We start from the raw sequence: 19,678 nt of genomic DNA, 5'->3' as shown, positions 1-19,678 counted from the left end.
CGCGAAGTCGAATCGGCGGGCGCGCGACCCTGTGACGGGCTCAGGGAACGCTCAGCGCGCAGACGCCTCAGACAATCCTACGACCTCGCGCGCAGCTCGGGCGACTTCCTCGTTCACAATCAGATAATCGAACTCATTCTGCGCGGCCAATTCGACCTTCGCAGTGCGCAGTCGACGGGCGCGCTCTTCTTCGTCCTCGGTCCCTCTGCCGACCAGCCGGTGCACGAGTTCATCCCACGATGGCGGCAGCAGGAACACCAGCGTCGCCGACGGCTCTGCCGCACGGACCTGACGCGCTCCCTGCAGATCGATCTCGAGCAGCACAGTCTTGCCCTCGGCCAGGGCGGCATCGATCGGGCGCCGCGGTGTGCCGTACCGCGAACGATTATGAACGACCGCGTGCTCCAGGAGCTCTCCCGCTGCAACCATCCGATCGAACTCGGCCTCGTCGACGAAGAAATAGTGCACGCCGTCGGTCTCGCCGGGGCGCGGCGCGCGGGTGGTCGCCGACACCGAGAGGTGGATCTCAGGGTGATGCTCGCGGATGTAGGCGGCAACGGTGCCCTTGCCGACCGCAGTGGGCCCGGCAAGAACCAACAGTCGGCTGCGTCCGGCGCGCGGACCGTGCTCAGGGAATCGAAGATCAAGCCACTGCAGGAGGCTCGTGCGCTGGCGGACGCCGAGACCGCCCAAGCGCTTCACAGGCGAGATATCGAGGTCAAGCAGAATCCGGTCGCGTTTGCCGACACCGATGGCTGGCAGCGCGATCAGAAAATCCGTGATGCGCATGGAACCGGCAACCGAGTCCGCATCATCGAATGCCTGCCGGGCGACAGCCTGCGGCGCTACGACACGCATCGTGAGCGAACGCTTCACAGCAGCACGCGCACGACGACGCTCGACGGCGCGACGGGCCGCGGCGGCGCGATCTACTTCGGGGATACTGCGCTCAGCCATTCAGAGCCTCCTGATACTCCGCAACACGGGAGTCTATTGTCGCGGTCAGAGCCTCGAAACCGGCTGACAGGATGCTCCGACTCTCGGTCGCAATAACCATCGCTGCTGCATCGCCGAAGCGTGCGGAGAGGTCGGCGGGTCCTGCACCCTGCGCGCCGAACCCGGGCGCGAGGATGGGTGCCGGTGGGGCGAACGGTGAAATGCCGGCATCCGACCATTCGACGGTTGCGCCGATGACGAAACCAACGCTCGCCCAGCGCCCGGCTGGTGTGACCTGGGCGTTACGACTGCTGACCTGTTCGATAATCGATCCGGAGACGGTCTGCCCGACATCCACGCCCGAATCCGCAATCGTGCGCGCCCGCTGGACATTGTGCGCCTCGGGGTTGCTTGTCGCGGCCAGGACGAACACGCCCTTGCCATGACTCTCCGCGAGCGAGAACGTGTGATCCAGCGTGCCAATGCCCAGATAAGGGTTCACCGTGAGCGCATCTGCCTCGAGCGGCGAGCCGGGCGTCAACCAGGCCGCAGCATAAGCATCCATCGTGGTGCCGATGTCGCCGCGTTTGGCATCCGCAATCACGAGCAGATCGGCGTCACGAGCGGCTCGGAGCACATCTTCCAGCGCAGCGAATCCGGCCGAACCGAAGCGCTCGAAGAACGACACCTGCGGCTTCACCAGACCGACGCGTCCGATGGCAGCATCCACGGTCCGCAAGCCGAAATCGCGTACGCCTGCCGCTGAATCAGGCAGGCCCCAGGCCTGCAGCAACGATCCGTGCGGATCGATCCCCACGCAGAGCGGGCCGCGTGTGCTGAGCACTGCGCGGACCCGCTCTCCGAAGCGTTCGGTCACAGGGCTGCCTGTCGGTCGATCGCATACTCCTGCAGGCTCTTGACGCTGAAGCCCTGGTCTGCGGCATCCATCCCGCTGACGGCAGCGCCGAGCACGGCGATGGTCGTGAACAGCGCCTTGTCTGCGGCCACGGCTGCCGCGCGGATCTCGTAACCGTCTGCGCGTGCGGCCCCACCGGACGGCGTGTTCACGATGATGTCGATCGCGCCGTTGTTGATGAGGTCGACGATATTCTCGCGGCCATCCTGCTGGGTCTCACTGAACTTCGACACGACCTGCACCTTGATGCCGTTGCGCGAGAGAATCTCGGCCGTGCCCTCGGTTGCGACAAGGTCGAAGCCCAACTGCTGCAGGCGGTGCGCGGGCAGGATCACTGCGCGCTTGTCTGCGTCGGCGACCGAGATGAACACCGTGCCGGACGTGGGCATGCCCCCGTACGCGGCAGCCTGGCTCTTCGCGAATGCAGTCGGGAAGTCCTTGTCGATTCCCATGACCTCACCGGTGGAGCGCATCTCCGGGCCGAGCACGGAGTCAACGATCTTGCCGTCCTTGGTGCGGAACCGCTTGAACGGAAGCACCGCTTCCTTGACGGAAACCGGAGCATCCAGCGGGACGCGGGAGCCGTCAGACTGCGGCAGCAGACCTTCGTCCTTGAGCTCGGCGATCGTTGCACCCACCATGATGCGGCTCGCGGCCTTCGCCATCGGAATGCCGAGTGCCTTCGACACGAAGGGAACGGTGCGGCTTGCGCGCGGGTTCGCCTCGATCACGTAGAGCACATCCGCGCTGACGGCGAACTGCACGTTGAGCAGGCCCCGTACACCGACGCCCTCGGCGATCGCGAGAGTCGCCTCACGCACACGGTCTACGTCGCTGCGACCCAGCGACATCGGTGGCAGCGTGCAGCTGGAGTCGCCGGAGTGGATGCCAGCCTCTTCGAGGTGCTCCATCACACCGCCGATGTACAACTCGCTTCCGTCGTACAGTGCGTCCACATCGAGCTCGATGGCGTCGTCCAGGAACCGGTCGACGAGCAGCGGGGTGCCGGGACCGACGATGACCTCACCGGCGGTGCGCACGAAGTAGTCGCGCAGGCTCGGGGTGTCGTAGACGATCTCCATGCCGCGGCCGCCGAGCACGAAGCTCGGGCGCACGAGCACCGGGTATCCGATGTCCTCGGCGATCACAACGGCGCCGTCGGCGTCCGTCGCCGTGCCGTGGCGGGGCGCGACGAGGCCGGCCCTGTCGAGCAGCTGCGAGAACAGCTCGCGTTCCTCGGCGATGTCGATCGCCTCGGGGCTGGTGCCCAAGACCGTGTAGCCGGCGGCCTGGATCCCCTTCGCGAGACCCAGCGGGGTCTGTCCGCCGAGCTGGCAGACGACGCCGAGGATCGTGCCGCTGGCGGCTTCCGCGTCGAGCACCTCGAGGACGTCCTCAAGCGTCAGCGGCTCGAAGTAGAGACGGTCCGAGGTGTCGTAGTCGGTGGAGACGGTCTCCGGGTTGCAGTTGACCATGACGGTCTCGTATCCGGCATCCGACAGCGCGAAGGATGCGTGCACGCAGGAGTAGTCGAATTCGACACCCTGGCCGATGCGGTTCGGGCCGGAACCGATGATGACGACCTTGGTGCGCTCGGAGGGAGCGACCTCGGTCTCAAGGTCGTAGCTCGAGTAGTGGTACGGCGTCGTGGCCGGGAATTCGCCGGCGCAGGTGTCGACGGTTTTGAACACCGGGCGCACACCGAAACCATGGCGGATGCTTCGAACCGCTGCCTCGTCGATACCGCGGATCTCTGCGAGCTGCGCGTCGGAGAAGCCGTGATCCTTGGCATAACGGATCGTGTCGGCGTCGAGCTCCGCGGCCGTGCGCACGTGCTCGGCGACCTCGTTGATCAGTACGATCTGGTCGATGAACCAGGGGTCGATCGCCGTGGCTTCGAATGCCTGCTCGATCGTCGCGCCCTTGCGCAGCGCCTGCTGCAGCACGACGATTCGACCGTCGGTGGGGGTCTCCGAAATGCTCAGAAGCTCTTCGACGCTGCGGGATTCCTCGCCCCAGTGGAAGCTTGAACCACGCTTCTCCAGCGAGCGGAGCGCCTTCTGCAGCGCGGTGGCGTAGTTGCGGCCAATGGCCATCGCCTCGCCGACCGACTTCATAGTGGTCGTCAGCGTGGCATCGGCCGCCGGGAACTTCTCGAACGCGAAGCGCGGAACCTTGACCACGACGTAGTCGAGCGTGGGCTCGAAACTCGCCGGCGTCACGCCGGTGATGTCGTTCGGGATCTCGTCGAGGCGGTAGCCGAGCGCGAGCTTGGCGGCGAGTTTGGCGATCGGGAAACCGGTCGCTTTGGAAGCGAGCGCGCTCGAGCGCGAAACGCGCGGGTTCATCTCGATGACGATGATGCGGCCGTTGGACGGGTCAACGGCGAACTGGATGTTGCATCCACCGGTGTCCACGCCGACGGCGCGGATGATGTCGATGCCGATGTCGCGCATCTTCTGATACTCGCGGTCGGTCAGGGTGAGCGCGGGTGCCACGGTGATCGAGTCGCCGGTGTGCACACCGACCGGGTCGACGTTCTCGATGGAGCAGACGACGACCGTGTTGTCGGCCGTGTCACGCATGAGCTCGAGCTCGTACTCCTTCCAGCCGAGGATCGACTCCTCCAGGAGCACCTCGTTGGTCGGTGAGTCGTGCAGGCCGGCGCCGGCAATGCGACGGAGGTCGGTTTCGTCGTAGGCGAACCCGGAGCCGAGGCCGCCCATGGTGAAGCTGGGGCGGACGACCAACGGGTATCCGAGCTCTGCAGCACCGGCGAGCACCTCGTCCATGGTGCGGGCGATGCGGCTGTCAGCGACATCGGCACCGGCATCCAGCACGAGCTGCTTGAAGATCTGACGATCCTCGCCCCGGTTGATGGCCTCGAAGTTCGCGCCGATGAGCTCGATATCGTACTTCTCGAGGATGCCGTGGTTGTGCAGCTCGATCGCGGCGTTCAGGGCGGTCTGACCGCCAAGCGTCGGGAGGATCGCGTCAGGGCGCTCCTTGGCGATGATCGTCTCGATGACCTGCCAGGTGATCGGCTCGATGTAGGTCGCATCCGCGAAGTCAGGGTCGGTCATGATCGTGGCCGGGTTGGAGTTCACGAGGATGACGCGCACGCCCTCTTCGCGCAGCACGCGGCACGCCTGGGTTCCGGAGTAGTCGAATTCGCAGGCCTGGCCGATGACGATCGGGCCGGAGCCGATGACGAGGACGGACTTGATGTCGTCGCGCTTGGGCATTAGTTCTTGTCTCCCTGGGTGGCGATGACCAGATCGCGGAAGCGGTCGAAGAGATAGTTGGCGTCGTGCGGACCGGCAGCGGCCTCGGGGTGATACTGCACCGAGAATGCCGGGATGTCGAGGGCGCGGAGGCCCTCGACGACGTTGTCGTTCAAGCCGACGTGGCTGACCTCAACCAGCCCGTAGCCGTTGGGGCTCTCGAAGGACCCTTCCAGCGGTGCTTCTACGGCGAACCCGTGGTTGTGCGCGGTGATCTCAACCTTGCCTGTCGACTTGTCGAGCACCGGCTGATTGATGCCTCGGTGGCCGAACGGAAGCTTGTAGGTGCCCAGTCCCAGGGCCCGCCCGAGCAGCTGGTTGCCGAAGCAGATGCCGAAGAACGGCAGGCCCTCGTCGAGTACCTCGCGCAGCAGCGCGACGTGGCCGTCGGATGCAGCCGGGTCGCCCGGGCCGTTGGAGTAGAACACTGCTACCGGGTCGATCGCACGGATATCCTCGATCGTCGAGGTCTGCGGCAGCACGTGCGCCTCGAAGCCGCGAGCAGCGAGGTTGTCGATCGTCGCCTGCTTGACACCGAGATCGAGCACGGCGAGATTGCCCAGGCGCTCCCCCACCGCGGTCGTCACGGTGACGACATCGACAGAGACTTCGGCCGACAGGTTACGCCCGCTCATCTGCGGAGCCTGCTGCACCATGCGCAGCTGCTCATCGGGATCGAGCGCGGCATCCGCACCCGAGAAGATGCCTCCGCGCATGGATCCCGCCGAGCGGATGCGGCGGGTGATCGAGCGCGTGTCGATACCGCTGATGCCGACGATGCCGTCGTTGATGAGGCCCGCGTCGAGTGATGACTCGGCGCGCCAGTTGGACACGACACGCGAAGGGTCGCGGACGATGTAGCCGGCGACCCAGATGCGGTGAGACTCGGAGTCTTCCTCGTTCATCCCGGTGATGCCGATGTGCGGTGCTGTCTGCAGGACGATCTGGCCGGCGTAGGACGGGTCGGTCAGTGTCTCCTGGTAGCCGCTCATACCGGTGGCGAAGACGACCTCGCCGAGCGTGGTGCCGCGTGCGCCGTAGGCGCGGCCCGTGTGACGGGTTCCGTCCTCCAGGACAAGGACGGCGGGTTCAGGCAATGTCATGACGTAGCTCCTGAGTTGTGAGCAGGGGTGAGCCGCTGCAGATCTGAGATGAGGTTTTCGGGGGCGCCGCTGGTGGCGCGCAGATACGAGTCGACGATCGTGTTGTCGTCGAGCTTCCAGGCCAATCGCACGAGACCGCCCGGTTCGACCACCCGGTCGATCGTGACGGAGGCGCGGTCCACCGCGACGAGTGACGCAGAAGCGATGAACACGGTGGGCGAGCCGTCGAGACAGAGGGCTGCCCCGCGGTCGGTGACTGCTACTTCTCCCCTGGCGCGGTATGCCAGCGGCGAGATCGCCAGGCGCTCCAGTGGCTCGTCGTGCCGCGTTGTGGAGACGTAGAGAACTTCGTGGCGGGAGCGGACCTCGGCATGCTCGGGCACTCCTAACGGAGCCGAGAATTGCGAGTCGCGTCGCAATCGTCGTCGCCACGCGAAGAGCATGGCAAGAAGAATCAGCAGTGCGACCGCGATCGTGATCGCGATGGCAATATCGCGGGTACTCATGCGCCCAACTCCTCTACAACGATGCCCGATGCGAGTGTGACCAGGCCGTGGTGCACGGTGTACTCCACGCGACCGGGAAGCTCACGCCCGAGGTACGGCGAGTTCTCGCTGCGACCGTGCAAGTCGGCTGCGGTGAATGTGCCGGCGATGCTGGGATCGTACAGCGTGATCTGAGCCGGCCGGCCGGTCTCAAGCGGAGTGCCATGGCCCTCCAGCATCCCGATTCGTGCCGGAGCCGCGCTCATCACCCTGGCGACATCCGCCCAGCCGATCAGGCCGGTCTGCACCATCGACTGATGCACGACACGCAGTGCGCTTTCGAGACCCACCATGCCGTTGGCGGCAGCCTGCCATTCGCAGGCCTTGCTCTCACTCGGGTGCGGGGCATGATCGGTGGCGACGATGTCGATCGTGCCGTCGGCGAGACCCTCACGCACGGCGAGAACATCTTCTTCGCGGCGCAGCGGAGGATTCACCTTGTACCGCGGGTCGTAGCCGCGCACCAGCTCTTCGGTCAGCAGCAGGTGGTGCGGCGTGACTTCAGCTGTGACGTTGATGCCGCGCTTCTTGGCCCAACGGATGATGTCGACCGAACCTGCGGTGGACAGATGGCACACGTGCAGGCGCGAACCCACGTGTTCGGCCAGCAGCACGTCGCGCGCGATGATCGACTCTTCGGCGACGGCGGGCCAGCCGGCCAGGCCCAGTTCGGCAGAGACAGCACCCTCGTTCATCTGGGCGCCTTCTGTCAGGCGAGGATCCTGTGCGTGCTGGGCGATGACGCCGCCGAAGGACTTCACATACTCGAGTGCGCGGCGCATGATCAGGGGGTCGAAGACGCAGAAGCCGTCATCGCTGAATACCCGAACCTTCGCCCGGGAGGATGCCATCGCGCCGAGCTCGGCGAGGCGTTCGCCCTTCTGGCCGACGGTGACAGCACCGATCGGCTGGACCGTGGCGTAGCCGGCAGCTTCGCCAAGGGCGAGTTCCTGCTCTACCACTCCCGCGGAATCGGCGACGGGCATCGTGTTCGGCATCGCGAAGACCGCGGTAAAGCCGCCTGCTGCCGCGGCTCTCGTGCCGGTCAGGATCGTTTCGGATGCTTCATACCCGGGCTCGCGCAGGTGGGTGTGCAGATCCACGAGGCCGGGGAGGGCAACGAGCCCCGCCGCATCGATGATGCGCGCGCCGGAACGGCTGAGGCCGGTTCCGATCTCGGCGATCATGCCATCCTCGACAACGATGTCCGCGCTGTCGGTTCCGAGCAACTGGGCGCCCGTGATTACGAGGGTCTCAGTCATCAGTTTTCCCCTCGTTCGTCGTTTCGTTCTCCGGCAAGAAGCAGGTACAGCACCGCCATGCGCACAGACACCCCGTTGGTGACCTGTTCCAGCACCGTGGAGCGCGGAGAGTCAGCGGCTGCGGAGGAGATCTCCAGGCCGCGATTCATGGGTCCCGGGTGCATAACAATGCTATCTCCCGGAAGTGATGCTGCGCGCACAGCGTCCAGGCCCCAACGCTGGGAATATTCCCGCTCACTGGGGAAATATGCGGCGCCCATGCGTTCCAGTTGGATGCGCAGCATCATGACCGCATCCGGTCCCTCGCGTAGGGCCTCATCGAGGTCGTAGAGGACGCGAACCGGCCATTGCGAGACGTTCTGCGGCAGCAGCGTCGGCGGCGAAACGAGAGTCACCTCAGCGCCGAGGGCTGCCAGCAGCCACACGTTCGAACGCGCGACCCGGGAGTGCAGCACATCACCGACGATCACGACGGTGACCCCGGCGAGGTCTCGCCCCCGGCTGTCGGCGCCGAAGCGTCGCTTACGAATGGTGAAGGCATCCAGCAGGGCCTGGGTGGGATGCTCGTGCGTGCCATCACCGGCGTTGACGACGCCGGCGGAAATCCACCCGCTGGTGGCGAGTGTGCGCGGTGCGCCAGATGCCGGGTGCCGGATGACCACGGCATCCGCGCCCATCGCCTGGAGGGTCTGCGCCGTGTCCTTCAGGCTTTCGCCCTTGGAGACGCTGGAGCCCTTGGCCACGAAGTTGATCACGTCGGCCGACAGCCGTTTAGCGGCCGCCTCGAACGAGATGCGCGTGCGCGTGGAGTCTTCGAAGAACAGGTTGACCACGGTCTTGCCGCGAAGGGTGGGGAGTTTCTTCACCTCCCGCGACTGCGTGTCGGACATGTCTTCCGCGACATCGAGGATCCGCAGGGCCGTCTCGCGGTCGAGCGTCTTTGTATCGAGCAGGTGCCTCATGATTCGATCGTCACCTCGTCGGCGCCGTCGTACTCGTGCAGGCGCACGTTTACGCGCTCGGTGCGTGCGGACGGGATGTTCTTGCCGACGAAGTCCGGTCGGATCGGGAGTTCACGGTGCCCACGGTCGACGAGGATCGCGAGGCGTACGACGGATGGGCGTCCGATCGACTGGATCGCGTCGAGCGCGGCGCGGATGCTGCGCCCGGAAAAGAGCACGTCATCAACGAGCACGACCGTCTTACCGCCGATGCCGCCGGCGGGGATCTCGGTCGGTCGCGGCGACCGCGTCGGATGCTTGGCCAGATCGTCGCGGAACAGCGTGACATCCAGCGAGCCGACCGGCACCTCAGTCTGTGCGATATCGCTGATCAGAGCGCCGAGGCGCTGTGCGAGGGCGACGCCTCGAGTAGGAATGCCCAGCAGCACCAGATCGGCTGCTCCCCGGTTGGATTCGAGGATCTCATGGGCAATACGGGTCAGAGCCCGGGAAATATCGGCTTCATGCAGCACAGTGCGCGTGCTCATTTACCGCTCCCTTCTCCGCCTCTCTGGACGGTGTTAAAGGTTGCTTACCCTCTGATTCTACAGGTGCCCACGAGCGTCGCCGGTCGCACCGCCGGACCGTGTCACAGTACGTGCGACTTCGACCGGGGTCTTCCCACACTAAGTGAGACGCACCGCCGCACGTGTCACAGTACGTGCAGATATCGAGCCGGAGACCCGCACGTACTGAGACACGCGAGCGGATGGCATCGGATGAATCAGGACGACGGAGGCTGCGCCGCGTCGGCGGACTTCGTCGCACGGATCTCGTGGCCGGTGGTGCTGAGGCACTTACCGGTCTTCAGATCCCACTTCCAGTCGTGCATGCTGCAGGTGAGCACGCCGTCCTCATCGACCTTGCCGGTCTTGGTGAGATCTGCGCGCAGGTGCGGGCAACGGCGCTGCACGGTCCAGTCGCCGATCGCGGCATCCTCGGTCTGGTCGGTCTGCTCGGAGTACCAGTTCTCCACGTACTCGATGCGGTCCACCGATAGGCACTTGAGGAACGTGGTGAGGAACTCGTTGAACTTCCCGCTGCGGCCGACCGAGAACTGCATGGAGAGGAAGATCGAGTTCGACCAGTCGATCTCGTGGTCGGCGATGTTGGTCGACACCAGGTCGGCGGGAATCGTGTACCAGTAGATGCACTCCTCCCCCGCGTACTCGCGAACCTTCGCTTTGGGGAAGTCGACCACCATGTCGAGCTCACCGATCCGGAACCGCACATTTCCTCCGACACCGAGCCGGATGGTGCGCGACTTCTTCAGCAGCGGCTCCCACCACGCCTTGATCGCGGCGAGCATCTCGTCGGGCGGAAGAACCTCAGCGCGGGACGCTTCCTCGTCACGGATCTCCTGCTGCCGGCTCGCGCGCTGAGACTCGAGGTAGTCCCACTTTTCATCGAAGATGTGCGCGATCTCGTCATCCGTGTAGAGCGACTGCGACATGGTGAGGTCGCTGCCCTGCAATTCGACGACGGTTCCGGGCACGAAAAGCTGCCCGTTGTACTGGGGAGCGAGCTCCTTCATATGCGCGATGAACTGCTTCTGATCGGTGAAGATCGAGTCGTCGTCCTTGCCGAAGCCGTTGTACTTGAATAGGTCATCTCGCAGGAACATCGGTGGCCCCGCCATCGGGAACACGTGCGGCGCATCGACCTTCTCGATATAGAACATCGCCCGCTTGTTCTGCGCGTCGCGCTTGAGACGCGCAAAGTTCTGCTTGGCGTCCTGCGGCAGGTCGTACACCATCGGCCACCAGATAGCGCCGGAGGTCTGCGTGAAATAGGCGTCGGGTTTGCCGAAGCTCAGCAGCGTCTCCAGGTCCAGGGGATGCGAGTCGTTCTGATTCAGGATCGACGCGGTGCCATCGTCGACACTCAGCGACGAGTCACCGATCGGGCCGTCGCTGGGCGCACGCAACGGTGTAATCATGATCTTCAGATCGCCACGCTCGATGACTTCACCGGCGGGAGCATACGTGATGTTGTGGTAGCCGAGCGCTCGGATGTCCTGCTCGAGGTCATCGATCGGGTACTCCGGCAAGAGCACCTCGATGTCCTTGCGGATATACCGCTCCAACAGCGCCGGATCGAAGTGATCACGGTGGCGGTGCGAGATGTAGAGGAAGTCCGCTTCGCGGCCCAGTCGTTCCCACTCCAGGCCACGGTTGTCAGGGAACGGGAACCACGAACCGTAGAAGGATGGGCCGAGCACCGGGTCGCAGATGATGTTTCCGCCGACCGTCTCGATGAACATCCCGGCGTGGCCGAGTCCCGTGATCCGCATTGCTTTTCCTCCCGCTGTGCAAGCCTCGATTCTACCCGGGGACGCCCGGGCATCCGCCGCGATGGGCCGGAGATACTCCCGGTGGCTCAGTCCTCGAAGAGTCCGCGGATGTCGTCAGCGGTCAGCGCCTGGGAGAACAACGCCTCGTCGTCCATCACGGCTGTGAACAGACGCGCCTTGCGCTGCTGCAGCGCCAGCACCTTCTCCTCGATGGTGCCCGCAGAGATCATCCGATAGACGAACACCTGTTTGTCCTGGCCGATGCGATGAGCACGGTCGACGGCCTGCGACTCGGCCGCTGGGTTCCACCACGGGTCGAGCATGAAGACGTAGTCGGCCTCGGTCAGAGTGAGCCCGAACCCACCAGATTTCAGGCTGATCAGGAACACCGGCTGCTCACCTGTGCGGAACTCCTGAATGACGCTCTGCCTGTTTCGTGTGGAGCCGTCCAGATACACGTACGGGATCCCCGCTCGATCCAACCGAGCCGCGGCCATTTGCAGGAACGAGGTGAACTGGCTGAAGACGAGCGCGCGATGATGTTCGGTCTGCAACTCGATGACTCGCTCGATCAGAGCGTCCAGCTTGCGCGAACCGATCTTCGCATCGGATTCGTCCACCAGCCCCGGCGCAAGGCTCAGCATCCGCAGCATCGTCAACGAACGGAAAACGATGAACCGGTTGCGATCGAGATCCTTCAGCAGCCCGAGGACCTTCTGCCGTTCACGCTGCAGCACGGTGTCGTAGAGCGCCCGATGCGCCGGGCTCAGCTCGACATGCAGCAGCTGTTCCTGCTTCTCCGGGAGATCGGTCGCGACGAGTTCCTTGGTGCGGCGCAGCATCAGCGGACGGATGCGGCGGCGCAGCCGTTCCAGACGCCGCTGGCGATACTCACTGCCTTCCTCGTTCTCCGGCACCTTTCCCTTCTCGATCGGCTGGATGTAGTCCTGCCGAAACTTCCGGGCTGAGGGGAAGAGTCCGGGAGCTGCGAGTTTCAGCAACGCCCAGATATCGCTGAGGCTGTTCTCCATGGGCGTGCCCGTCACAGCGAATGTCACGTCGGCGCGCAGCGAGGCCACAGCACGATGTTGTTTCGTCGACGCGTTCTTCACGAACTGCGCCTCATCGAGGATGAGACCTGCCCACTCGATCGATTCGTACTCATCGGCGTCCAGCCTGGCCAATGTGTACGAAGTGACGATGAGATCGGCATCCTTCGCGGTCTCTGCGATCGAGGAGACCCGTCTGCCACTCGTGCCGTCGATGATCTGAACGCGCAGCCCTGGGGCGAATCGCGTCGCTTCGTCCTGCCAGGTCGACAGCACGGACGTCGGAGCGATGACGAGAAACGGTCGCGTTTCGCCTGATTCGCGCGCATGCAGGATGAGCGTCAGCAACTGCAGGGTCTTTCCGAGACCCATGTCATCGGCGAGGATGCCGCCCAAGCGATGTCCCCAGAGAAAGGCGAGCCAGTCGAACCCTGCCTTCTGATAGGGACGCAACTCGGCGTTCAGCCCCTGAGGCAGCTCGGCCGTTGGCACTCCGCTCGCAGCCCGAAGTCCGTCAGCGGTGGCGCGCCAGCTCGTCGCAGGTAGCGCTTCGTCGGCAAGATCCTCGAACTCTTCCCAGAGATCGGTTTGGTATCTGCTGATGCGCGGAGCGGTTTCCCATTCCGACAGTTCGGTAGCCTCGTCGATGAGTTCACGCAGTGTATCCAGTGCCGGATGTGCCAGCGAGAAGTAGCTGCCGTCGACAAGAAGCAGCTTCGTCCGGCGCATGCTCAGCGCGCGAAACAGCGGAGTGAAAGGGATGCTCCGCCCATCGATCTTGACCAGGACACCGAGATCGAACCAGTCCGAGTCAGCGCTCTCAACCGTGGAAACGGTGATCTCCGGCACTCCGCTGAGCTCCTGATAGGACTTGCGCTTTCCGGATACGACGACCGTGATGCCCTGCTTCTCGAGCGCCGGGACGATATGAGTAACGAACTCGGCCGCCTCGACATCTTCGAACGCGCCGCTGTCTGCGAAGCGCAGGCCTGTTGCCTCGCTCCACTGTGCCTCGAGGGTTGGGCGTTGCTGTGCCTCGGCGTCTTCGTCGCGAACCGCATCCGTGGTGGCGGTGAACGGGAAGCGTCCGAACCCTCGATAGGTCCAGTCGAATCGATAGCGGACCGTGTCTCCGGGGTGGTGGGAGATCGTGAGTGTCGGTATGGGTTGCGGGATCGTCGGCAGTTCGATTTTTCCGACAGCCTGCACGTGGACCCGGCGCGCCAGCACCGGATAGGCGTCACGGAGGAACACGGCTTCTTCTTCAGCAGGGACAGACAGCGGCGCACCCGCGTCGAGCAGTGCACGCACCGGAGCGCTCAGCGGCACTTCGGCCAGTGTTACGGAGACTCTGGCCCCGATCGACGTGACCGCGAATATCCCGGAATGACCGATCGGATGAATTCGACTTTCGTCCATGCTCCGACCGTCGAGAGTGACTTCGGCACTCACCGACAGATCGCCGTCTTCGGCCCGCACGACCTGAGCGGTGACAGAGCCTTCCTCGGCCATCGCGAAAGTGAAGCTCTTCTGCGTGGAGACGAGCGGGATACCCAGTGCCGCTCCGGCGCGCAGGTGCGCCCAGAGCAGGTTCGATTCGACGTGGTCCAGCACGAGCCAATCACCCGCTGTGCCTGATAGCAGCGAATCACGCGAGATGCTGAGCAAGTCTGCGAACCACCGCACGCGATCCTTACCGAACTGCGTACCTGAGCGCCGCACGGAGTCCCATGACACCGTCCCATGGATCCATGAGCCTGTTGTCTCGCTGCGCATGAGCGGTCGGATGCCGACGAGAAGTTCTCCCTCGCCGCGCGCGACATCTCGTGCTGTGGCGGGTCGCATCGGCCGCCGCGCCCACTGATGTACGCCCTGCGCGGAACGGTGTCGAAGTTCGATACCCAACGCCAGAGCGGTGGGCGTCTTTCCCGATGCCGAGCCCTCGAGCAGAGTGCGCCATCCTGGGCGTGCCGGCTCCGCTGCTGCCACGGATTCGTCCGCGACATCATCGCGTTCTGCGTTGCTTGTGAGCACAACCGCGACGACATGCTTGCAGGTGCGCGGAACCGGGCACGAGCAGGTGGCTACCGTGATCTGCGCGGTTCCCGGCTTCATCCGCACGACGCAGCGGTAGAGCGCGTTACCCGATCCGCGGACGCTGGCGGTCAAAGTATCCGAATCTGCACTCCAACGCAGTTCGGAGACCATCCCCTCGAGGAAGTACGCACGGCCACGCTCGTAGCTTCCACGATCGATCATCCGCGAAAGATCGGATTCATCAATGTACGGAGCAGACATGATGGCATCCTCTCCGTGACGGCAGACATCGCGGTGACATCGACAAGGCCGATATCACCGCGAAGTCGCGATGGCGATGGTGAGGCTCAGCTCGAGCGAGCAACCCGAGCGAGAACGCCGTGCACGAATGCACCGGAATCGTCCGTGGAGAACTCTTTGGCAAGCTCCACTGCCTCATCGATAGCAACGGCCGTCGGGACCTCATCGTTGTAGACGATCTCCCACACGCCGATGCGCAGCAGAGCGCGGTCAACGGCCGGCATCCGCTCAATTTTCCAATCACGACTGTGCGTGATGATGTTCTCGTCGATCTCATCGCGGTGATCGGAGATTCCGTCGACGATTTCGCGGGCGTAGAGCCAGGAGGCCTCTCGTGCAGGCTCGCTGGCAGCACGTTTTGCTTCTGCCGCCAGCGTCACGGCGAGGTCATCGCCGCGTACGTCTGACGAGAAGAGAATGTCGAGTGCGCGCTTGCGCGCCTTCGTCCGAGCGCTCACGCCTTACTTCTCGCGACCGAGGTACTCACCCGTGCGGGTGTCGACCTTGATCTTCGTGCCGGTCTCGACGAACAGCGGAACCTGCATCTCGTAACCGGTCTCGACGGTGGCGGGCTTGGTGCCGGCCGAGGAGCGGTCGCCCTGCAGACCAGGCTCCGAGTAGGTCACCTCGAGGATGACGGATGTCGGAAGGTCGAGGTACAGCGGGTTGCCGTTGTTCAGCGCGATCGTGACCTGCTGGTTCTCGAGCAGGAAGTTCTTCGCGTCGCCGACGGTGGCAGCGCCGACCGTGATCTGGTCGTAGTCGGTCGTGTCCATGAACACGAAGCCGTCGCCGTCTGCGTACAGGTAGGTGAAGTCACGACGATCGACGTTCTCGATGTCGATCTTCGCGCCGGCGTTGTAGGTGCGGTCGACGGTCTTGCCGGAGACGACGTTCTTCAGCTTGGTACGCACGAACGCGCCACCCTTGCCAGGCTTGACGTGCTGGAACTCGATGACGTTCCAGAGCTGTCCGTCGATGCTGAGGACGACGCCGTTCTTGATGTCTGCGGTGGATGCCATGCGTTCAGAGTTCCGTTTCGTTTATTGGGAAGGACCGCTCACTGCCCTTCGACAGGCTCAGGGACCGAGTTAGTGGGGGCCGACAGTCGATTCTACGCGATGAGCGCCGTGAGCTGACGAACTGCGCTCGCGTAGCCGTCGACGCCCTCGCCAATGACCCGCACCGCCGCCACATCGTGGAGGTAGGAGAAGCGTCGAAATTCCTCTCGGGCGTTCACGTCGGAGATGTGAATCTCAGCGAAAGGCAGCGAGACCCCGGTGAGGGCATCGCGCAGCGCAACCGAGGTGTGGGTCAGCCCGCCCGGGTTGATCACGATTCCTAGGCAGTCTTCCCGTGCTGCGTGAATCGCATCGATCAGCACGCCCTCATGATTGCTCTGGATGCTGCGCACCTGGAAGCCCGCCTGTGCTGCAGCGTCAGCGGTGATCTGCTCGACGTCGGTCAGCGTGGCGGTACCGTAGATCTCCGGCTGACGAGTGCCGAGCAGATTGAGGTTCGGGCCGTTCACGAGCAGGATGCGGCGATGCGGCGTTGCTACAGCCAGGTCTTGCGCCATCTCCAGCTCTGCTCCGATCGTCCCGGTGAACTGGAGCCCGGTCGGCGTGAAACCGGCGCGCTGGTACGCGCCCTGTGCCCGCACGTTGTCGGCGTGCACGTCAAGCGTGAGAGCTGCATCGCCCAGCGAACGCGCCCATCCGGCGGCCGCCGCGAACAGGGCATCGACAACACCCTGGCCGCGGTGGGATGGGCGCACGAATACACCGACCACATCCCCACGTGCGGCAGTGAGGGTCCGGCCATGGTGATCGGTTTCCCCGGCTTCACGCCGCAGCACCGTTGCGGACCCGACCCAGACATCACCGTCGACGGCGACAAACTGCGCCACGGCATCGCCGCTGGCGGCATTCGCAGCGCGTTCCTGCCAGAACTCGTCGGACTGCGCCGCGGCGTTGTCGACGGTGTCGAGAAACGCGATCGGCGCTGCCTCGTCCGCGAGTGCCTCCAGTCGGCTGGCACGCACCTGGCGCCAGTCATCAGCGCGAACCCGCCGAACTTCGACGCTCACGCCCCGACCTCCTGGTAGGCGGCAAACAGCAGGGTTTCATCCGGAGCTTGCAGCACGGTGGGCTTGGCGATCTCGTCGAGAACGATGAAGCGCAGCATCCCGCCCCGGCTCTTCTTGTCCCGCTGCATGCTGGCCAGCAGAGTCTGCCAGGCTCCGGCGCGATAGCTGGTCGGCAGTCCGAGCGACTCGAGCACAGTGCGATGCCGGTCCGCGGATGCGTCACTGAGTCGACCGGCAAGACGGGAGATCTCGGCGGCGAACAGCATGCCGACCGAGATCGCAGCGCCATGACGCCAGCGGTACCGTTCAGCGTGCTCGATCGCATGCCCGAGCGTGTGCCCGTAATTGAGGATCTCGCGCTGACCGGCCTCGCGGAAGTCTTCCGAGACGACCTGGGCTTTCATACCGATGGCGAGTTCCACAGCACGGCGGAACTCTGCGGTTGTCGGGTCGACAGCGCGTGTGGGATCTGCCTCGATGATGTCGAGAATCTCTGGAGCCCAGATGAATCCGGCCTTGACCACCTCGGCGAATCCTGCGGTTGCCTCGTGGGCGCTCAGGCTGGCGAGCTCATCCAGATCTCCGATCACCGCCTGCGGCGGCCAGAAGGCGCCGACCAGGTTCTTGCCCTCGGCGGTGTTGACGCCGGTCTTTCCGCCGACGGCGGCATCGACCAGGCCGAGCACGGTGGTCGGAACCTGGATGACCTGCACACCGCGCAGCCAGGTGGCGGCGACGAACCCGGCGACATCGGTCACAGATCCACCGCCGTAGCCGATCACCGCGTCCGTGCGCGTGAAGTCCGCCTGCCCCATAACCTGCCAGCAGAAGGCTGCGACCTCGATGCGTTTGCCCTGCTCAGCATCCGGAATCTCGGCGAGCAGAACTTCCCGCGGCCCGTCCGTCGTGTCGGCGAGCAGGCGATCGCGCAGCTCGGCGGCACGCACCGCCAGCGTCGGCGGGTGCACCACAAGAATCTTGCGCACAGCCGGGTCGAGGGCGGCAGAGACCTGGTCGAGGATGCCACGGCCGACGGTGATGTCGTACGCTGCCTGTCCGGTCACGCTGATCGTGGTGGTACTCATCTCAGGTTCTTCCTCCAGGCTGCGATCTCGTCGGCGATGCGCTGCATCGGTCGACGTGACGTGTCGAATGTTTCGGTCGCGACCTCGTCGTACCAGCCGCGACGCTGCTCGTAGATGCTTTTCCACCGCTCAAGCGGGTCTTCATCTCCTGCGAGCATCGGGCGCCCACCGGATCGGATCCGTGCTGCGACTGCTTCCGGTGTGACAGCGAGGAACGCAACCGGATGCTCATGCAGCAGTTTCCGGGTGTCCGCCGAAGTGACGGCGCCTCCACCCAGGGAGATCACTCCCCCGTGTTTCAGCGCTGCGGCCACAGCGGCGCACTCCAACGCGCGAAAGCGCTGTTCGCCGTGCGCAGCGAAGATGTCTGGGATCGGTCCGTGCTCAGCAACGATGTATTTGTCGGTGTCGGTGAAGCCGACGCCGAGCGTCTTGGCCACACGGCGACCCACGCTCGTCTTTCCCGCGCCCATCGGGCCGACGAGCACGAGAGTCAACTGCTCAGGACTGCTCATCGTGGGCGATCAGCGCGGCCTCGGAAGCGGGAGCCGTGCGCAGTTCCGCCGGAATCGCTGCGAGATAGCTGTTGAGGTTGCGAAGCGTCTCGCGGATGCTGTCGCCGCCGAACTTCTCCAGCACGGAGTTCGCCAGTTCCACTGCCACCATCGCCTCGGCCACAACGCCGGCTGCGGGCACCGCGCTGATATCTGAACGCTGATGGTGCGCAGTTGCGGTGTCACCGGTGGCGACGTCGATAGTGCGCAGGGAGCGCGGCACTGTCGCGATCGGCTTCATACCTGCGCGAACGCGCAGCACGGTGCCGGTGGACATGCCGCCCTCGGTACCGCCAGCACGATCGGAAGCGCGTGTGATGCCGCGTTCTGCGGCGAAAAGCTCATCGTGTGCGGCCGAGCCACGGCGGCGGGTGGTCTCGAAGCCGTCGCCGATCTCCACGGCCTTGATCGCCTGGATGCTCATCACAGCCTGCGCGAGACGGCCATCCAGACGACGGTCCCAGTGCACGTGGGAGCCGAGGCCTGGCGGAAGCCCGTAAGCGAGCACCTCGACGATGCCGCCGAGGGTATCGCCGTGCTTGCGCGCATCATCGATCTCAGCAACCATGCGTGCGGAGGTTTCCGCGTCGAAGCACCGCAGCGGATCGGCGTCGAGCGCATCGACATCGTCCGGCGTCGGGAGCACCGCACCGTCAGGGGCCTGGACCGGACCGATCGACAGCGTGTGACTGACGAGGCGGATGCCCAGCTCGCTCAGGAACGAACGCGCGACGGCCCCCAGCGCGACACGCGCCGCGGTTTCACGCGCGCTGGCACGCTCCAGGATCGGACGCGCCTCATCGAAGTCGTACTTCTGCATTCCGACCAGGTCGGCGTGGCCCGGTCGCGGACGGGTCAGCGGAGCGGAGCGGCCGCGGGACTTGTCGGTGAGCTCCACCGGCTCCGGACTCATCACCTCTACCCACTTCGGCCATTCGGTGTTGCCGATGCGCAGGGCGATCGGGCTTCCCAGGCTCTTACCGTGGCGGACGCCACCGGAGATGCTCAGTTCGTCCTGCTCGAATTTCATGCGCGAGCCGCGACCATAGCCGAGCTTTCGGCGTGCGAGATCGGCCTGAATGGCCTCGGAGGAGATCGGGACGCCGGAGGGCAGCCCTTCCATGACGGCAATGAGTTCGGGACCGTGCGATTCGCCGGCCGTGAGCACGCGGAGCATGCCTCTAGTTTGGCATGTGTTTGGTCTCAGCCCGGCCGCGTGACGCC

The 19,678-nt window shown here is 64.8% G+C and carries 16 protein-coding genes and 1 pseudogene; all 17 read right to left on the bottom strand.

Annotated elements, in window-relative coordinates; genetic code table 11:
* Positions 1–51 precede the first annotated feature (51 nt).
* Positions 52–957, bottom strand: a complete 906-nt coding sequence (gmk, locus tag ACW5CM_RS11510) for a guanylate kinase (RefSeq protein ID WP_438254550.1) — start codon at positions 955–957, stop codon at positions 52–54.
* The gene (pyrF, locus tag ACW5CM_RS11505) at positions 950–1,813 is read right to left on the bottom strand and encodes an orotidine-5'-phosphate decarboxylase (RefSeq protein ID WP_457125076.1); all 864 of its coding nucleotides are present in this window, start codon (positions 1,811–1,813) and stop codon (positions 950–952) included. The genes gmk and pyrF overlap by 8 nt, the downstream gene beginning before the upstream one ends.
* Positions 1,810–5,097 carry a carbamoyl-phosphate synthase large subunit gene (gene carB, locus ACW5CM_RS11500; protein ID WP_457125075.1) on the bottom strand — a complete coding sequence of 1,096 codons (3,288 nt, stop codon included), beginning with the start codon at positions 5,095–5,097 and terminating at the stop codon, positions 1,810–1,812. Before carB ends, pyrF begins: the two co-directional genes overlap by 4 nt.
* Positions 5,097–6,239: a glutamine-hydrolyzing carbamoyl-phosphate synthase small subunit gene (gene carA / locus ACW5CM_RS11495; RefSeq protein ID WP_457125074.1), complete on the bottom strand. Its 1,143-nt coding sequence runs from the start codon at positions 6,237–6,239 to the stop codon at positions 5,097–5,099. The genes carB and carA overlap by 1 nt, the downstream gene beginning before the upstream one ends.
* Positions 6,236–6,745, bottom strand: coding sequence for a PH-like domain-containing protein (locus ACW5CM_RS11490; protein ID WP_438254544.1), 510 nt, complete (start codon positions 6,743–6,745; stop codon positions 6,236–6,238). The genes carA and ACW5CM_RS11490 overlap by 4 nt, the downstream gene beginning before the upstream one ends.
* The gene (locus tag ACW5CM_RS11485; protein WP_438254543.1) at positions 6,742–8,046 is read right to left on the bottom strand and encodes a dihydroorotase; all 1,305 of its coding nucleotides are present in this window, start codon (positions 8,044–8,046) and stop codon (positions 6,742–6,744) included. Before ACW5CM_RS11485 ends, ACW5CM_RS11490 begins: the two co-directional genes overlap by 4 nt.
* Complete coding sequence (locus tag ACW5CM_RS11480) at positions 8,046–9,008, bottom strand: aspartate carbamoyltransferase catalytic subunit (RefSeq protein WP_457125073.1); 963 nt, start codon at positions 9,006–9,008, stop codon at positions 8,046–8,048. The genes ACW5CM_RS11485 and ACW5CM_RS11480 overlap by 1 nt, the downstream gene beginning before the upstream one ends.
* Positions 9,005–9,535 carry a bifunctional pyr operon transcriptional regulator/uracil phosphoribosyltransferase PyrR gene (gene pyrR, locus ACW5CM_RS11475; protein ID WP_438254541.1) on the bottom strand — a complete coding sequence of 177 codons (531 nt, stop codon included), beginning with the start codon at positions 9,533–9,535 and terminating at the stop codon, positions 9,005–9,007. The genes ACW5CM_RS11480 and pyrR overlap by 4 nt, the downstream gene beginning before the upstream one ends.
* A 236-nt stretch (positions 9,536–9,771) precedes the next feature.
* Positions 9,772–11,340 (bottom strand): Rieske 2Fe-2S domain-containing protein, encoded by a 1,569-nt coding sequence (locus tag ACW5CM_RS11470; protein ID WP_457125072.1) that lies wholly within the window; start codon positions 11,338–11,340, stop codon positions 9,772–9,774.
* A gap of 86 nt (positions 11,341–11,426) precedes the next feature.
* Complete coding sequence (locus ACW5CM_RS11465) at positions 11,427–14,687, bottom strand: DEAD/DEAH box helicase (protein WP_457125071.1); 3,261 nt, start codon at positions 14,685–14,687, stop codon at positions 11,427–11,429.
* Between the two features lie 86 nt (positions 14,688–14,773).
* Positions 14,774–15,184 carry a transcription antitermination factor NusB gene (gene nusB, locus ACW5CM_RS11460; RefSeq protein ID WP_438254538.1) on the bottom strand — a complete coding sequence of 137 codons (411 nt, stop codon included), beginning with the start codon at positions 15,182–15,184 and terminating at the stop codon, positions 14,774–14,776.
* Positions 15,185–15,187: 3 nt separating this feature from the next.
* Complete coding sequence (gene efp / locus ACW5CM_RS11455) at positions 15,188–15,748, bottom strand: elongation factor P (protein WP_438254537.1); 561 nt, start codon at positions 15,746–15,748, stop codon at positions 15,188–15,190.
* Positions 15,749–15,840: 92 nt separating this feature from the next.
* Positions 15,841–16,305, bottom strand: a complete 465-nt coding sequence (locus ACW5CM_RS11450; protein WP_439255035.1) for a type II 3-dehydroquinate dehydratase — start codon at positions 16,303–16,305, stop codon at positions 15,841–15,843.
* A 39-nt stretch (positions 16,306–16,344) separates the two neighbouring features.
* Positions 16,345–16,815 (bottom strand): annotated as a pseudogene (locus ACW5CM_RS11445) (GNAT family N-acetyltransferase); the annotation flags it as partial.
* Complete coding sequence (aroB, locus tag ACW5CM_RS11440; protein ID WP_457125070.1) at positions 16,812–17,900, bottom strand: 3-dehydroquinate synthase; 1,089 nt, start codon at positions 17,898–17,900, stop codon at positions 16,812–16,814. The gene aroB and the pseudogene ACW5CM_RS11445, both read right to left, overlap by 4 nt.
* The gene (locus tag ACW5CM_RS11435; protein WP_438254535.1) at positions 17,897–18,415 is read right to left on the bottom strand and encodes a shikimate kinase; all 519 of its coding nucleotides are present in this window, start codon (positions 18,413–18,415) and stop codon (positions 17,897–17,899) included. The genes aroB and ACW5CM_RS11435 overlap by 4 nt, the downstream gene beginning before the upstream one ends.
* Positions 18,402–19,631: a chorismate synthase gene (gene aroC / locus ACW5CM_RS11430; protein WP_457125069.1), complete on the bottom strand. Its 1,230-nt coding sequence runs from the start codon at positions 19,629–19,631 to the stop codon at positions 18,402–18,404. Before aroC ends, ACW5CM_RS11435 begins: the two co-directional genes overlap by 14 nt.
* Between the last annotated feature and the right edge of the window lie 47 nt (positions 19,632–19,678).

The sequence above is a fragment of the Microbacterium wangyouchuni genome, from assembly GCF_054072595.1.
Note: the sequence above shows the minus strand (reverse complement) of the source record. Positions and strands in the feature narration are given on the sequence as shown.

What these genes read in the sequence shown, in the direction of transcription:
- gmk (WP_438254550.1), bottom strand. Translation starts at nt 957, where the DNA reads ATGGCTGAGCGCAGTATCCCCGAAGTAGATCGCGCCGCCGCGGCCCGT.
- carB (WP_457125075.1), bottom strand. Translation starts at nt 5,097, where the DNA reads ATGCCCAAGCGCGACGACATCAAGTCCGTCCTCGTCATCGGCTCCGGC.
- carA (WP_457125074.1), bottom strand. Translation starts at nt 6,239, where the DNA reads ATGACATTGCCTGAACCCGCCGTCCTTGTCCTGGAGGACGGAACCCGT.
- ACW5CM_RS11490 (WP_438254544.1), bottom strand. Translation starts at nt 6,745, where the DNA reads ATGAGTACCCGCGATATTGCCATCGCGATCACGATCGCGGTCGCACTG.
- ACW5CM_RS11485 (WP_438254543.1), bottom strand. Translation starts at nt 8,046, where the DNA reads ATGACTGAGACCCTCGTAATCACGGGCGCCCAGTTGCTCGGAACCGAC.
- ACW5CM_RS11480 (WP_457125073.1), bottom strand. Translation starts at nt 9,008, where the DNA reads ATGAGGCACCTGCTCGATACAAAGACGCTCGACCGCGAGACGGCCCTG.
- pyrR (WP_438254541.1), bottom strand. Translation starts at nt 9,535, where the DNA reads ATGAGCACGCGCACTGTGCTGCATGAAGCCGATATTTCCCGGGCTCTG.
- ACW5CM_RS11470 (WP_457125072.1), bottom strand. Translation starts at nt 11,340, where the DNA reads ATGCGGATCACGGGACTCGGCCACGCCGGGATGTTCATCGAGACGGTC.
- ACW5CM_RS11465 (WP_457125071.1), bottom strand. Translation starts at nt 14,687, where the DNA reads ATGTCTGCTCCGTACATTGATGAATCCGATCTTTCGCGGATGATCGAT.
- efp (WP_438254537.1), bottom strand. Translation starts at nt 15,748, where the DNA reads ATGGCATCCACCGCAGACATCAAGAACGGCGTCGTCCTCAGCATCGAC.
- ACW5CM_RS11450 (WP_439255035.1), bottom strand. Translation starts at nt 16,305, where the DNA reads ATGGCGCAAGACCTGGCTGTAGCAACGCCGCATCGCCGCATCCTGCTC.
- aroB (WP_457125070.1), bottom strand. Translation starts at nt 17,900, where the DNA reads ATGAGTACCACCACGATCAGCGTGACCGGACAGGCAGCGTACGACATC.
- ACW5CM_RS11435 (WP_438254535.1), bottom strand. Translation starts at nt 18,415, where the DNA reads ATGAGCAGTCCTGAGCAGTTGACTCTCGTGCTCGTCGGCCCGATGGGC.
- aroC (WP_457125069.1), bottom strand. Translation starts at nt 19,631, where the DNA reads ATGCTCCGCGTGCTCACGGCCGGCGAATCGCACGGTCCCGAACTCATT.